This window comes from Clostridium sp. CX1, from assembly GCF_025398335.1.
GTDB classification, from domain to species: Bacteria; Bacillota; Clostridia; order Clostridiales; family Clostridiaceae; genus Clostridium_AM; species Clostridium_AM tanneri.
In genome coordinates this window covers 214,288-230,107 of sequence record NZ_JAODOO010000001.1, presented here as the reverse complement: position 1 = coordinate 230,107, position 15,820 = coordinate 214,288, and the positions used below count along the sequence as shown (strand labels likewise).

13 protein-coding genes are annotated in these 15,820 nt (G+C 32.2%); 7 read left to right on the top strand and 6 right to left on the bottom strand.

Annotated features, from left to right (window positions below; translation table 11 throughout):
• Positions 1-22: 22 nt before the first annotated feature.
• The 4 genes from carB to N4T77_RS01005 all read right to left on the bottom strand — a co-directional run bounded on the left by carB (position 23) and on the right by N4T77_RS01005 (position 7,619).
• Complete coding sequence (gene carB / locus N4T77_RS01020) at positions 23-3,229, bottom strand: carbamoyl-phosphate synthase large subunit (protein WP_261669849.1); 3,207 nt, start codon at positions 3,227-3,229, stop codon at positions 23-25.
• A 52-nt stretch (positions 3,230-3,281) separates the two neighbouring features.
• Positions 3,282-4,331, bottom strand: a complete 1,050-nt coding sequence (locus N4T77_RS01015; protein WP_261669848.1) for a carbamoyl phosphate synthase small subunit — start codon at positions 4,329-4,331, stop codon at positions 3,282-3,284.
• A 447-nt stretch (positions 4,332-4,778) separates the two neighbouring features.
• The gene (locus tag N4T77_RS01010; protein WP_261669847.1) at positions 4,779-5,606 is read right to left on the bottom strand and encodes a CPBP family intramembrane glutamic endopeptidase; all 828 of its coding nucleotides are present in this window, start codon (positions 5,604-5,606) and stop codon (positions 4,779-4,781) included.
• Positions 5,607-5,921: 315 nt separating this feature from the next.
• Entirely contained in the window at positions 5,922-7,619 is a 1,698-nt protein-coding gene (locus tag N4T77_RS01005) for a methyl-accepting chemotaxis protein (RefSeq protein ID WP_261669846.1), read from the bottom strand.
• A 527-nt stretch (positions 7,620-8,146) separates the two neighbouring features.
• On the opposite strand from N4T77_RS01005, the gene N4T77_RS01000 reads away from it, so the two are divergent.
• The 4 genes from N4T77_RS01000 (at position 8,147) to N4T77_RS00985 (ending at position 11,127) form a co-directional block, all read left to right on the top strand.
• On the top strand, positions 8,147-8,740 hold the full coding sequence (locus N4T77_RS01000) for a TetR/AcrR family transcriptional regulator (protein ID WP_261669845.1): 594 nt from the start codon (positions 8,147-8,149) through the stop codon (positions 8,738-8,740).
• A gap of 289 nt (positions 8,741-9,029) precedes the next feature.
• Positions 9,030-10,025, top strand: coding sequence for a TRM11 family methyltransferase (locus N4T77_RS00995; protein WP_261669844.1), 996 nt, complete (start codon positions 9,030-9,032; stop codon positions 10,023-10,025).
• A 51-nt stretch (positions 10,026-10,076) separates the two neighbouring features.
• Positions 10,077-10,553 carry a flavodoxin gene (locus tag N4T77_RS00990; RefSeq protein ID WP_261669843.1) on the top strand — a complete coding sequence of 159 codons (477 nt, stop codon included), beginning with the start codon at positions 10,077-10,079 and terminating at the stop codon, positions 10,551-10,553.
• A gap of 169 nt (positions 10,554-10,722) precedes the next feature.
• Positions 10,723-11,127, top strand: a complete 405-nt coding sequence (locus N4T77_RS00985; RefSeq protein ID WP_261669842.1) for a YkvA family protein — start codon at positions 10,723-10,725, stop codon at positions 11,125-11,127.
• Between the two features lie 206 nt (positions 11,128-11,333).
• Here the strand turns inward: N4T77_RS00985 and N4T77_RS00980 are convergent, their stop codons facing one another.
• Positions 11,334-11,966, bottom strand: a complete 633-nt coding sequence (locus tag N4T77_RS00980; protein WP_261669841.1) for a CatB-related O-acetyltransferase — start codon at positions 11,964-11,966, stop codon at positions 11,334-11,336.
• Between the two features lie 411 nt (positions 11,967-12,377).
• On the opposite strand from N4T77_RS00980, the gene N4T77_RS00975 reads away from it, so the two are divergent.
• The gene (locus tag N4T77_RS00975; RefSeq protein WP_261669840.1) at positions 12,378-12,854 is read left to right on the top strand and encodes a hypothetical protein; all 477 of its coding nucleotides are present in this window, start codon (positions 12,378-12,380) and stop codon (positions 12,852-12,854) included.
• 203 nt (positions 12,855-13,057) lie between these two features.
• Entirely contained in the window at positions 13,058-14,110 is a 1,053-nt protein-coding gene (locus N4T77_RS00970) for an FAD:protein FMN transferase (protein WP_261669839.1), read from the top strand.
• Between the two features lie 124 nt (positions 14,111-14,234).
• Here the strand turns inward: N4T77_RS00970 and catA are convergent, their stop codons facing one another.
• Positions 14,235-14,894 (bottom strand): type A chloramphenicol O-acetyltransferase, encoded by a 660-nt coding sequence (gene catA, locus N4T77_RS00965; RefSeq protein ID WP_261669838.1) that lies wholly within the window; start codon positions 14,892-14,894, stop codon positions 14,235-14,237.
• Positions 14,895-15,213: 319 nt separating this feature from the next.
• Between catA and N4T77_RS00960 the strand changes: the two genes are divergently transcribed.
• Positions 15,214-15,669, top strand: coding sequence for a GyrI-like domain-containing protein (locus N4T77_RS00960; protein WP_261669837.1), 456 nt, complete (start codon positions 15,214-15,216; stop codon positions 15,667-15,669).
• The last annotated feature ends 151 nt before the right edge of the window (positions 15,670-15,820 follow it).

The following is a 15,820-nucleotide window of genomic DNA, read 5'->3' as shown; positions in this document are numbered from 1 at the left end:
TGCCACATCAGTGGTACTTAAATTACTTAACTAGATCATAAACCTCTAGTTCTTCATAGCTTATTCCCTTAACTTTAACTTCAACCATAGCCTTGAAAGTGTCCAGTGCCGTTATAACACCTATATTTCTCTCAATAGCTGCTCTTCTTATACAAAATCCATCTCTCTTTGAATCATTACCCTTAGTTGGAGTATTCACCACCAAATCTACTTCCTTATTCTTGATGACGTCAATTATATTGGGATGATCCTCCTTAAGCTTTCTAACTTCCTTTACCTCTATACCTTCAGCTCTTAAAAGTGCTGCTGTATTTTTAGTAGCCACAAACTTAAAGCCTAATTTATTAAGCTCCTTTGCCATAGGTAAAAACTCTTTTTTATCATGGTCATTTATAGTAGCTAATATATTGCCTATCTTCTTATCAGTAAACATACCTGCTCCTACAAATCCTTTATAAAGAGCTTCCTCCAAGGTCTTTCCAACTCCAAGTACCTCTCCAGTGGACTTCATCTCTGGCCCTAGAGAAACTTCTACCTTTGGAAGCTTTTGTGTTGAGAATACAGGAACCTTTACAGATATTAGTTCTGGTTCCTTATAAATATTTATGCCATAACCTAAGTCCTTTAACTTTTCTCCTAGCATAACTCTTGTAGCAATTTCCACTATAGGTACTTTACTTACCTTGCTTATATAAGGCACGGTTCTTGAAGCCCTAGGATTTACTTCTATAACATAAAGCTGTCCCTTATATTCTATAAACTGAATGTTAATCATTCCCTTTATTCCTATTCCCAGTGCAAGTCTTTTAGTGTACTCTAATATTTTTTCTTTTATTTCCTTGCTTACATTTTGAGTTGGATACATGGTTATGCTGTCTCCTGAGTGTACTCCTGCTCTCTCTAAATGTTCCATAATACCAGGAATTAAAACATCTTCTCCGTCAGATATGGCATCCACTTCTATCTCTCTTCCCATCAAATATTTATCTATCAGTATAGGATTTTTCCTATCCTTTGCAAAGGCATTGGACAGGTAGTAGCTTAACTCCTTTTCATCATAGGTTATTTCCATACCCTGTCCCCCTAATACATAGGAAGGTCGTACAAGCACTGGAAAATCTAATCTTCTCGCTTCTTCCAATCCTTCTTCTATAGTCCAGATAGCCTTACCCTTAGGTCTTGCTATATCTAAAGTTTCTAAAAGAGCATCAAATTTTTCTCTATCCTCAGCCATGTCAATTTGGTCTGCTGTTGTTCCCAAGGTTTTTATATTCTTCTCCTTTAAAAAATTAGCCAGCTTTATAGCGGTTTGTCCTCCAAACTGAAGAATTACACCATAAGGATTTTCCTTTTCTATTATGTTTAATACATCTTCCTCTGTAAGAGGTTCAAAGTATAGCTTATCTGATATATTAAAATCTGTACTTACCGTTTCAGGATTGTTATTTATTATTATTGTCTCTATGCCTGATTTTCTTAGGGCCTTTACACAATGCACTGAAGCATAGTCAAATTCTATACCCTGTCCTATTCTTATTGGCCCAGAACCTATAACTATCACTTTCTTATTTTTAGAAACCTCTACTTCATCATAGCTTTCATAAGTAGAATAATAGTATGGTGAAAGTGCTTCAAATTCTCCTCCACAGGTATCTACCATTTTATACACTGGCTTTATGCCTAATATAGTTCTAAGTCTATAAACATCCTCTGGGCTTACCTTCAGCATATCTGCAATCCCCTTATCAGAAAAGCCCTTTCTTTTTAATTTATAGAACCATTCTTTATCTAAATCCTCTATCTTGCTTAGCTTAAGCCTCTGTTCCTCCTGTACTATCCATTTAAACTTTTCTATAAAGAATTTATCCATTCCTGTTATTTCTGCAATTTTATCCACTCTATAATCTCTTCTCAGCATTTCTGCAAGGGCAAAGATTCTTTCATCATCTGGAGTGATAACTTTTTCTTTTAATTTTCTTATACTTAGTTCTCTAAACTTTTTATGCTCTAAGGAGTATTTTCCTATTTCTAAAGAACGTATTCCCTTTAAGAAGGCTGCTTCAAAATTGCTTCCTATAGCCATTATCTCTCCTGTTGCCATCATCTTTGTGCCTAAAGCCCTGTCTGCTCCTTGGAACTTATCAAAAGGCCATTTAGGAATTTTCACCACTACATAATCTAAGGATGGTTCGAAGCAGGCGTAAGTCTTTTCTGTAACTGCATTTTTTATCTCATCTAAACCATAACCTAAAGCTATTTTTGCTGCAACCTTTGCTATAGGATATCCTGTTGCCTTTGATGCTAGGGCAGAGGAACGGCTGACTCTAGGGTTTATCTCTATAACTGCATACTCGAAGGACTCTGGGTTAAGAGCAAACTGCACATTGCAGCCTCCTTCTATACCTACTGCATTTATTATATCTATGGATGCACTTCTAAGCATTTGGTATTCCTTGTCAGATAGAGTTTGACTAGGTGCTACTACTATACTATCTCCTGTGTGTATTCCCACTGGATCTATATTTTCCATGTTACATACAGTGATGCAGCTTCCAAAGCTGTCTCTCATAACTTCATACTCTATTTCCTTCCAACCCTTAACGCTTTTTTCAAGAAGTACCTGACCTATAGAACTTAACTGAAGTCCCATTGGCAGTATCTGCTCTAACTCTTCTTCATTATTAGCTATTCCGCCGCCAGTTCCTCCTAAGGTATAGGCTGGTCTAACTATAACTGGATAGCCTATTCTATTGGCAAAGGCTCTTCCGCCGTCCATATCTGTTACTATCTCACTTTGTATAACAGGCTGGTTTATTCTATTCATCATGTTTCTGAAGAGTTCTCTATCTTCCCCTTCTTTTATAGATTCAATAGAAGTTCCTATTACCTTTACTCCATATTTTTGTAATATCCCTTTATCATAAAGCTCTACTGCCAAGTTTAATCCAGTCTGTCCTCCCATTCCTGTAAGAAGGCTGTCCGGTCTTTCCTTTGCTATAACCTTTTCTACAAATTCTACTGTTAAAGGTTCTAGATAAACCTTATCTGCAGCCTCCTTATCCGTCATTATAGTGGCTGGGTTACTGTTTATTAAAATAACCTCTATTCCTTCTTCTTTTAAAGCCTGGCAGGCCTGTGTTCCCGAATAATCGAACTCCGCTGCTTGACCTATTATTATTGGACCAGAACCTATAACTAAAACTTTTTTTATCTCTCTATTTAATGGCATACAAACTACCTCCTGAAATGCTTAATATAATACTTCTTAATATAATACTTATCTATATTGCATATTCCATGAATCTATCAAATATATAATCACTATCCTTAGGACCTGGACAAGCTTCTGGGTGGAACTGCACAGAAAATATAGGCAAGCTTTTATGTTTCATTCCTTCCACCGTTTCATCGTTTAAGCTTCTGTGGGTAACTTCCATATCCTCAGGAACTCTGTCCACAAAATATCCGTGATTTTGAGAAGTTATATGAACTCTATTTTTTTCTAAATCCTTAACAGGATGGTTGCAGCCTCTATGACCAAATTTCAGTTTTGAAGTGCTTCCTCCAAGAGCTAAAGCTAAAAGCTGATGGCCTAGACATATCCCTACAACTGGTTTTTTCCCAATAAGTGTTTTTATGTTTTCTACCACTTCTGTTAAATCTTCTGGATCTCCAGGACCATTTGATAAAAAAATCAAATCTGGATTTATGCTTAAAATCTCCTCTGGCTTTGTATCTGCAGGAAAAACTGTGACTTTACAATTTCTCTCTAGGAAGGAGCGTATTATATTTTGTTTTATTCCAAAATCTATAATGGCAATATGCTTTCCATCTCTTTCTATTACATACTTTTCTTTAACAGTGACATTGTTTACTGCATCTTTATTTGAAAAAGTCTGTAATTTATTTTTGATATCCTCATAAGATTGATCTTCCAAGGTAATTATGCCCTTCATAGTGCCGCTGTTTCTCAAAGTTTTAGTTAAAGCTCTTGTATCAATTCCCTGTAAGCCTATGATTTTATTCTGCTTTAAGTAGTCTTTAAGTTCTAACTCCGATCTAAAATTGCTAGATGCACTACATAATTCTCTCACTATAAAACCTTTTACCTTTGGTGAGCTTGATTCCATATCCTCTAGATTTATGCCGTAGTTACCTATAAGAGGATAGGTCATCGTTACGATTTGACCATAATAAGATGGGTCCGTAAGAATTTCTTGATAACCTGTCATTCCTGTGTTAAATACCACTTCACCAACGGTATCCTTTAGATATCCGAAGGCAGTTCCTTCAAATATTGTTCCATTTTCTAGTATAAGTTTTGCTTTCATTTTCATAGACCTCCCTTAAAATTTATAGTAAAAATACACTTTATGCTTACGAAGGCCCTTTCACTGCAAGTAGGTAGTTGTATCTTCAGTTTACAATTATAAGTAACTTAATTATGTAAACTATTATTAGTAATTTTTACCTGCTCACAAAATAAAAGGGTAATAAGAAGATTACTTAATTAAAAAATAATCTCCCTATTACCCAATACATTCATGTTATTTAATTGTACTTGTATTAACCTTTTTTCTGCATAACAAAAAAACTTATTCATATCCATACCTCTTCCTGGCCTCACAGGACCAAATTAAAGTGCATTTTTCACTTAACTTTTCACATTTAATTCTAATGCTTTTTTCATAACTTGTCAACCTTCCAAAGTAACTTTATCTCAGACTGGGTACATACCCCTGTCAAAGTAAGCTAAATTAATCACCTATTAATGATAATCAAATTGGATAGTCTCGCTGAAAAAAGAAGTCACGATCCTTTATCACTATGAAAATTGTTAATACAAGCAGCAATACTGTTTGTATAATTTTACTGTCGGGATGTGTTAAGAAGATTTCGTTAAAGAACCCTGCTGTAATGTGAAATATAATTGCTACTAAGATATTTCGTCCTGTCTTGTAGTATAACCAGTTCATTAACAGAACATAGGGTATGAGACTAACCACAAAATTCAAGGAATATATCCAGCCTGATTCCGCTAAATTGCTTTGATAATAATCCTTAATAAATGAAAGTGGAAAATGCCACATACCCCAGTAGATTGCAAACATAAGAGAGGTACTTATCAAACTAAAACGTTTCCGTAAACAATCTGTACCATAAGTATGCCATGCTAACTCCTCTAATACTGGAGCTATTAGAAGCATAAACCATGCTGGGAAAACCCCTGCTGAAAATGAAAACACGCCTGATAGTTTAAATTGATCTGAACTATAACCGAAAAGTAAAGAAACCACTTGAGCAAGAAGAATACTTGCAAGCATAAGAAAGAATGTTGCAAAAATATAAATAGGCTTTATTTTTTTAAAACTAAAGAACCTCTCCAGTATATCAGCCCTTAGTTCTTTATCCGGTAGAATCATAGAAAAGGCTATTATCATTGGACTAATTAACCCAACTATTCCAAGTATGCTAGCTACCAAGATATTCAAGTTATTGCTAGGAGTAATGTGACTTATGTACCCAGCGGTAAACCAGGATATCCATGGAATTAGAGTTGCTAAGATGTAAAAAAGAATTGGATGACGATATTTTTCAATAGTCATAAATTTGCCCCCATTTTATACTTGATAAATTGTTTATATACTGGCTTCCCTCCTTCTGATTTGCATAAAAGTACAATTATATCTAAAAGTAATAGGTTGCTTTAATTAAATCTTATCATAATTGTATAATTATTACAATAAATAGTATAATACTTTTACGTTTTATATAAATTATGAGCTGAAAAACAAAAGGGTACGTCCAAGCCGTACCCTTCTAAAAATATTCATTTTTATCTTTTCATCTCAATTATATTTTAGATTCCTCTGTTACCTTCATTCAATACGTTCAGTATTTATACTCTAAATGGTAAGTTTTTATAGCTTAAACTTTTCCATAGAAGAAACTATCTTCTTTGTCATGTCTGATAGTTCCAAGGCAGCACTTGCTACTTCCTCAGAAGAGGCATTCATTTCCTCTGTACTTGCGGAAACCTCCTCTGCAGAAGCCGATACCTCCTGAGAAATAGCAGAGGCACTCTCAAGTTTTTCTATGATAGCGTTCTTTTGCTCTTTTATAGAGTTCATAGATAGATTTGCATTGTTAATTTGTGGGGTCATGTCATTAATTAATTCCTTTATGTTGTTAAAAGACACCATAGCAATCTCTGAGATTTTAAGTTGTTCAAATAACTCTTTTTTTAAATTGTCAGAAGTAGCAATCATAGTATTTGTATCTGTAGAAATCTGTTTTACTAATGAAGCAATATTCACTGAGGAAACTTTACTTTGTTCTGCAAGTTTTCCAATTTCATCAGCTACAACTGAAAAACCCCTTCCTGACACTCCTGCCCTGCTAGCCTCAATAGATGCATTTAGTGAAAGAAGGTTAGTTTGATCTGCTATTTCATTTATAAGATTCAAGATTTGATTAATTTGATTAACGTTCAAACCTAAGCTGCTTATTTTCAAAGAAAAATCATTGAATACTTCATGTACATTTTTTATAGAGACTATTAAGTCATTCATTTTAACGTTACTGTCCTCTGCCATACTTTCAATATTGCCTGTACCTGCAGATATTCCTGTAATTACATTTATAGTGTCTTCTAAAACTTTATTAAATTCATCAAGTATTACTGTTATATCTATTATTTCTTCCGATTGGGTGCTTGTACCTTGAGCAACCTCCTCAATAGCTGTAGATATATTTTGAGACACCGAAGACATTTCTTCGGAAATAGCACTGAAGCTTTCAGCCTTTCCATGTATGTCTAAAGATTGGCTCTTTATAACATTAATCATCTCTCTAATATTATCAACTGTTTTACGTAAAGACTTCTTCATAGTTGCAAACTCATTCTTTTCATCTGAATGTATAGAGGCTGTTAAGTCTCCAGATGCTACTAATTCTAAGTTATTAATAGTTTCATTAATAGAGTTTCCAATAAGCTTTATAATAGAGTATCCTATTAAAGATAAAAGCAATAAGATTACAACTCCAGTATAAAACAATTCTTTAACCTTATTAAGATATATTTTTTCACTAGCTGAATTTAGTTCTTCTGCTTGCTTTTCATTATAATCTCTTAATTCAAGTATAATATTTTCAGTCTTATTACCTAAACTTTCAAGCCGTTTACTATCTTCTCCTAAAATTTCTTCTTTATTTTCAATCTCCATCTTAATCTTTTCCCATGTATTAATATATTCATTTATACTAGTTCGAATTTCTTTTGTTTTATTAGTTTCGTACTCATCTAGCTTAGTCTCTTCAAATTGTTTTATTCTAGCTTCTAGTTTTTCATTATAAACCTTAATATTCTCCACATATACGCTGTCGTATTTAAGCATGGCCTTTTCAGCATTTAGTCTTATATTTATAAAATCGCTTCTTACAGATCCAAGTCTTGTAATACCTATTAAGTTATCCTTGTATAAATCTTCCATATTATTATTTACAGTACTTATTCCTGTTAAACCTAAAAAATCCGTAATTGCAATAGAGAGTATAGATAATACTATCATTGCAGCAACTATTGTCTTAACTTTAAATCTTTTAAAAAACTTACTCATATATTTCCCCCTAACTTTTTATTTGGTATTTTAACCTACCTATCATTTGATAGATTGTATTTTAAAAAATTAGATATCTTTGATTCCTGCATCAAGATGGAATCATAAATATCTCCTTTCAACAATCATTTAGTAAATAATTACACTTATTAAGGTCAATCTCTTGTACTTATAGCCTATCTTGAAACATTTATTAAAGCTACCGTAGTACCATATTATCATATTATTATTTAATGTTTCAACAGAGATTTTCATTGTAGTCAATTATACATTATCCAAGTTTCTAAGGCCAAAAAAACACTAAATATTATCCTTTTTACACTTAGCTTAGTAATTACTAAATACGTAAATTTTAAATAGGCAATACAGGAGAATATCTGCAAGTGTTTTGCAAAACTATATTGTTATTGGTAATATAATACTGAATCATAAATCTACTATCAGGCTCAAGTAGATGGATACTCCTATGAAAGTAACTCAAATCTAGAAATAAAACCAAAAATATAATAGAAGGAGTGGAAATAAGAATGAGTGTTGAAATAGATACGCTATCAAAAATTAAGCTTACTGCGCTAAAACTCTTTAATGAGAGAGGTTATTTTGAAACTACTACAAGAGATATTGCCAGTGAAGTCGGTATAAAGTCCTCTTCATTATACTTTTATTTTAAATCGAAAGAAGAGATATTTTCCACCTTGCACAGAGAGGCAAGAGCACTCTTTGAAAAAAAAACATATTCTTGCCTGGAAAACCCTTTAGATGATGATGTAAGTAATCAGTTGTATAATTTATTTTGTGTCTCAATGGACTTTTTTATAGAAAACAATGAGTACAGCAAGTTTTTATTTCGATACTTCATATATGAAGCACATGGTGTTCAACAAAAAGCTGGAACTAAACTTGAGGATTGGGTAGATATTTTTAGTTCTTATATAATAGGATTATTCAATAAAGGCTTGCAAAATAAACTTTTTAGAAAATTAACTCCAGACTCTTTAGTGAAAACCTTTTATAGGAATCTAAATGGATATATTTATGAACTGATAGCTTCCAACAAAATACCAAGTAAAGATGAGGTTAACGAAGCATGGGAAATATATTGGAATGGTATAAAAGCCTAATCAGATACATATGTCCATTGATCAACTAAAAATTATAATTTTAAATCAATACTAACTCTATTACTACAATATCGAACTTATAATTTTCTTATATTTTAAAATATAGCGATGATTACTGTCCTCTATTTCAAAATCGAATCTATGTTTTTACCTTTACAGTTAAGCCTCAATAAACTTATAATATAAACTAGAAATAATTGTTTAGTAATATTTGGTACATAAGGTGATGCTTTAACTGTTTCTGCTAGTACCTTTGTTTTTCTAAACTCTTAAAGAAAGGTATTTAAATATGTTAAAGAGACTAAGTATTAAAGAAAATTTACAAAATAACGCTAACCCAAGACGTAATAAATTAGGAAAGATAAAACCTTACTTTTATATAATCAATCACAATAAAGATGAAGAATCTCTCTGCCAAATGGAGATGAAATATCTTTTCAACAAAATTCCAAAGATAAAACACTTTTTTTCTTATCACTATGTAGATCCTTCTAGAAGTCCTTTTATAAAGCAGTGTATATCTATAATTTATACAGGAAACACACTGGAAGACATTCTGTCCCAGATGAAAGCTGATAACTTATCTTACGAAAGGTTCAAAGTTAGTTATATAAACTATGGCGATGAAACTCTCCACTTAGAGGAAAGACGTAAAATTGAGTTTCAAATTGGAATGAATATAGAAGGAGAAGCAGATCTCCGATCTCCAGAAATACTTCTAGCTGTGATAAAGGTTCATGGAAAATGGATTTTTGGAGAGTATAAGGCTAATGAGTTTAATTGGCAGTATCATAATAGAAAACCCTATTCATACTCTAATGGTTTAGGAGTACGTGTTTCCAGAGCTATCGTAAATATAGCTGTAGCTAATAATTTAAAATCCACAGTAGTAGACCCCTGCTGCGGCGTAGGAACAGTGGTGCTAGAAGCTCTTGATATGGGAATTAACATTAAGGGCTGGGAAATTAACCCCCTTATTGCAGAGAATGCAAAGAAAAATCTTCAGTACTTTGACTATGAAAATGTGATAACTAATGGTGATATGCATAATATTCAGGAGAAATTTGATGTATCAATTGTAGATCTTCCCTATGGGCTGTTTTCTCCAACTACCCTTAAAGAGCAGGTGGATATTATGAAAACTGCCCGTAGAATATCAGATAAGATTGTTATCCTCTCCCATGAGGACTTGGATGAATATCTTATTTCCTCTGGTTTTAAAATTATTGATAAATGTGATATATCTAAAGGGAAATTTAAAAGATACGTGAACATCTGTGTTTAATGTAAGGCACTATGATTAATTGTTATTTAATAAAAAGGAGAAAAAACATATATGAACAGTACACTAATTGTATATTATTCCCTCTTTCAAAACACAAAAAATTTAGCACTAGAAATAGCAAAACATACTGGTGGCACTATAATAGAATTAATTCCTGATAAGAATTATTCCTTTGATTATAATACCGCCGCTAAAGAAGTAAGAAACCAAATTGCTCGAGGGTTTTGCCCTAAACTAATATCTGGAAACCAATCAATAGATGATTATCAAACAATATTTATAGGCACGCCTAACTGGTTTAAAACATTAGCTCCGCCAGTTATGAGTTTTCTTAAACAACATGATTTTACAGGCAAAACAGTAATTCCCTTTTGCACTCATGGAGGCGGTGGATTTTGCCAAATTGAAGATGATATAGCTAAAGAATGCTCAAAATCTACAATTTTACCTGGTATTGCCATAAACGGCACCGCTCTACCGGAAGAGGTTATAAATTGGCTTGAAACAATTGGATATGAGTTGGAATAAAAGTATATTGAGGCACAAAAATTCGAGTACACTGAACACCGTTGAGACAGGAAAAGCCGAACACCTTAAAATAGAGAAAAGAGAAGGTTTGGCTAGGGAGTCTGCATAATTCGTTCAACTTTTGATGTCTATATATTGACATAGATCCAGCTTAACTTGGAGGTGCTTTATGGAGAATAAATTAAAGGATAGATTTAGAATTTGGTTTTCAACAATTAAACAAAAATCCAAAAAAATAAAAGAGGAGATTGGAGCGTTATATTTTGCATATAAACGACCTGATGTACCCTTTTATGCGAAATTAGTTTCAATATTAGTAGTAGGATATGCTTTAAGTCCTATTGATCTAATACCTGATTTTATACCTATCTTAGGATACCTTGATGATTTGATTTTATTGCCACTGGGTATTGCTTTTGCCATAAAACTAATTCCAAGCAATATTATGAATGAATGTAGACAACAGTTAGAAAATATTTTTAGCGAGGGTAAACCCCAAAATTGGATTGCTGGGGGTATTATAATATGTATATGGATTATAATAGTCAGTTATATTTTAGTAAAGATAATCTAAAAATTTCAGTTCGGAATATCCTTATATTACATAGCAAAAGTTTGAAACACTGAATATCAGTGTGTTTGATAGAGCTATCCTGCTTGGAAGTCCTCATTTCGAGAAGAAGGTCTAATGCTGGCTCAACTTTGAAAACAAACTCAAACTTAATGCTTTCTACGAAAGCTGATTTTCATTAACATTTTCAAAATCACCAGCATAAGACATTAAACTAATTTATTAATATTTCCTGATTGAATGTATTGAATATTAGCCTCAATTTTTTCGTATGACCAATTCCACCACTTAACTTTTAATAATTTTAAAATTATATCGTCACTAAACCTTTTCTTTATAACTTTTGCAGGTATGCCTCCAACAATAGTATAAGGTGGAACATCATTAGTAACTATTGCTCTGGTTCCAATAATTGCACCATCACCAATTTTCACACCTGACATAATTATAGCGTCATAACCTATCCACACATCATTTCCAATTACAATATCTCCCTTATTGTTCCAGGCATCTGTTATATGGCTGACGTCTAAACCCCATTCCTCATAAAATATTGGAAAGGTGTAAGTAGATAGTGATTTCATTGAGTGATTTCCACTGGTCATAAGAAACTTTGCTCTACATGCAATTGAACAAAACTTTCCAATTATTAATTTATCCTTGTTTACAGGATATTGGTATAGGACATTATTTTTTTCAAAATCTCTTGGGTCATTATAAAAATCATTATATATTGTATAATCTCCAACTTTTATATTATCTCTTGTAATTACGTTTTTAAGATATATAGTTTGGTAATCGTTGCTTCTTGGATATACTTTGTTTGAATTTGGAATAGTCATATTTAACTCTCTCCTTTATATTATACTACTTTTCTGACTATCCCATTATTACAATACATTTCCTCATAGAATCACTCCTTAAATAATCTTTATCTTTTAACTCCTTCTATATTAGTCTATTTTCAAGAACATATTTCTGCTTATCTGTTTCTTTATAACAAGTGCCCATTTATTCAATTATATATCAAGGGAATAAAAAACTACAATATTTAACATAGACTAAACATAGATCCCTTCTCCTAGACTGATGCTAGTATAATATTGTAGACAGGAAAAGCGGAGCACCTTAAAATAGAAACAAGAAAAGGTTTAGCTAGGGAAGATGGAAATATTACTATACATAGTAACTATTTCAGCAGAGTGTTTTATTGATGAATCTGATAGTTTAAATGAAATTGAGGGGGGGCTACTTTGAAAAAGTATTTTACTGTTGCAACAATAGTAGTGCTAGTCTCTGTATTGTTTTGGCCTAGACTTGCGAAAAAACATATTCCGTTGTCACCACCTGAGATTAGGGTTACATATAATCAGAGCAAAATTGAAACTATAAAAAATGAATATACTTGGTGTGATAAACCTAATGGAGGAGCTACACATATGGGTGATAATCCACTTGTTTTAACGAAAAACCTTAAAACTGTTTCTGTAAAAAAAGGTGAAGAAATAAAATTTGATTTTAATACTTCGTGGAAACAGCCAAGCAGAACTGCTGTAGACTTAGTAATAGTAGGTAAAGATGGTCCACTATATCCTAATTTAGTTAAACAAGTGGTAAATAAAAATTCTTTTAATGCCCCAGTAGAAAATGGAGAATATACCTATTCAATCTTTGGATGGTGGGAGGAAGGCCGTTCCGTTACTTATGTATTCAAAATAAATGTTATATAGATAAGTAAATTTAGAGTTTTCATATCTATCTGTGTAATAACTACTATAAGTTTAATTTTTACAGTGACTTTATATATCAAGCTTCTCATTTCAAGTTTTAGCTCTGCAAGATATTAAAAACATTCTATGAAATTAATAAAAAATAATATAAAATAATTAAATAAGCTATCGAATTTCTTAAAGTATCTCATGGAGGATTACGAATGATAAAAAGAATATCTATAATGATGACGTTCATTATGTTAACACTTTTCTTTGCTGGATGTTCAAAAAAAGATCAAGAAATTAACAGAACATCCTTAAAAATGGATACTGTTATCCAAATAAAAGCCTATGGTCCCAAAGCTAGTGAAGCTATAGACGCAGCTTTTACAAGAATGGATGAAATTGAACAAATGGCTAGTGCAAACATAGTGACTAGTGACATAAGTAAAATTAATCAGGCCGCAGGTAAGGAGTATGTAACGGTACATCCTGAAGTTATTAAAATGCTTAAAACCGCAGTGAAATATTCTAAATTAAGTAATGGAGCCTTTGACATAACTGTAGGACCGCTTATAAAACTTTGGGGAATAGGTACTGATAATGAGAGAATACCTACAGATGCAGAAATTAAGTCAAAATTACCATTGGTAGGATACAGTAATATCAGCATAATGGATGGGAATAATAGTGTTAAACTACTAAAGGAAGGTATGTCAATAGATTTAGGTGGCATAGCCAAGGGATTTGCTGCCGATGAGGTTATAAAAGTTTTTGAAAAATACAGTGTTAACAGTGCCCTCATAAGTCTTGGTGGAAGTTCTATATATACTCTTGGCAAGAAACCAGATGGTACACCTTGGACAATTGGAATTCAGCACCCAAGAAAGGATAATAAGCAAAACTACCTAGGTATAATTAATTTGTCAGAACAGGCACTCTCTACATCTGGCGATTATGAGAGATTTTTTATAAAAGATGGTAAGAGGTATCATCATATATTAAATCCAGCCACTGGCTACCCAACAGACAATGGAGTGATGAGTGATACTATAGTTATAGATAGTAATATTCCTGACGGTAATATGCTTGCAGATATTCTTACTAAAACTGTTTTTGTATCTGGCATAGACAAAGGTTTAAAAGTTATAGACAGTTTACCAGGTGTTTCATGCATGGCTGTAACTACAGACTATAAAATCTATAAATCATCAGGTTGGAAGATACAACTGGATAAGCTAAACCCTGAATTTACAATGGCAAATCGACAATAATACAGTATTTCTTCATCGCATTTTAAGTTGACGTGATTGCGATGTTGAGATTAAAATAAATCAATTTTTAAGGGAAGCCATCCGACTTCCCTTATTTTAGTTTATAAGATAAGAATAGTATAGTCTATTTATGTCTTAACCATGTTTGAGAATTTACTGCTAATTCTTGTACCTCATTAATAAATCTGCTGGTATAGTAACCATCACAAACTGCATGGTGAACCTGTATGGACATAGGAATAAATATTTTATTATTCTGTTCAAAATATTTACCAATAGTAAAAATAGGAACTAAGTATCTTCCATCATTATATATATTCAAATTAAACCCAGTAAAACTCACCCAAGGTATGCAGGATATAGGAAATGTATTAGCTGGTTCATTCAATTTCGGAGTAAACCTCATAATGTCCCCATAGTTTTTAATATCATCAAAATACTTACTGTAAAAACACGGAAAATTTTCATCGTATTCTGTCCAGATACTTGAAAATGTTTCGTTATCCTTATGAAAGATAGTATAGCTCGGACTCATACTATCCCAGTATCCTAAATTACCGTTTTCATCAAAACAAGTGCGGAATTCCTTATGATTATTAACCACAGTTGCAATGATATAAATAAGTGTTGGATACAGTTTAAGTTTTTTAAGTTTAATATCATGCAATAAATTTGTTATTTCTATATTTGCTGTCATGCTATAAGTGCACCTAACAGAATTCAAATAGTGTTCAAAATATGGTTTTCTGGTCCAATGTTCAATATCTATTAAATTAAATTTCATAGTTTTAGCCTCCTAAAAAGTTTCGTTGACTTATTTTAGAAGGCTATCTTAATTGCGGTAATCACTTTACAACCTCCAAACCTGTACTTATGGTTTGTATTATAGCATATGTGCTATAATGTATCAATAATCCGCATCTATCTAAAATATGGCCTATAAATAAGCGAGTTGTGAAACAATATCAATATCCCTATATATAGTCCTCACAGATACTTTGGTATTAGCTCTTATAATTTTAAAAAATAAGTTGAAATACATTTTAAAGCATTATATGATGAATTCAGACATCGATGTACTCTATTGAAAAGGAAGTTAAATTATGGACATTAGTATTGAAATAATACCATCATATAAAATTGCTTATATACGAAGAACAGGTTCTTACGGTTCAGAGAATGTGCAAATAATGGAACAATTAAAAAGTTGGGCTAAAGAAAAAAACTTGCTTAGCGAAAGTTCAATTATATTAGGAATAGCCCAAGATAACCCCCAATTCACAGAAGCTAAAGATTGTCGTTATGATACATGCTTAGTTGTTTCGGATGCATTTAAGGTTGATAATAAGTATATTAATTTCGGAAAAACTGTTGGTGGAAAATACTGCGTATTTAAAATAAGTCACACAGTAGATGCTATACAAAAAGCATGGATGGAGATATTTTGGGAACTATCAAAAAGAAACTATGAATTTGATGATAGAAGACCTATTATTGAACGCTATGCAGCGCAGATGATAAATAGGCATTATTGTGAAATTTGTGTACCAATATTATGATAAATTATGCTTACTATAATTATGAATTTACGCAAAACCTTTAGTAGACTACTATATGTCAAAGGAAAGCTATTAAACCCTTAATAAATCAAAATCTCATAGAGAGAAAATTTGATGTCTTTATGTATGATTTTGAATAGGTCTAATATAA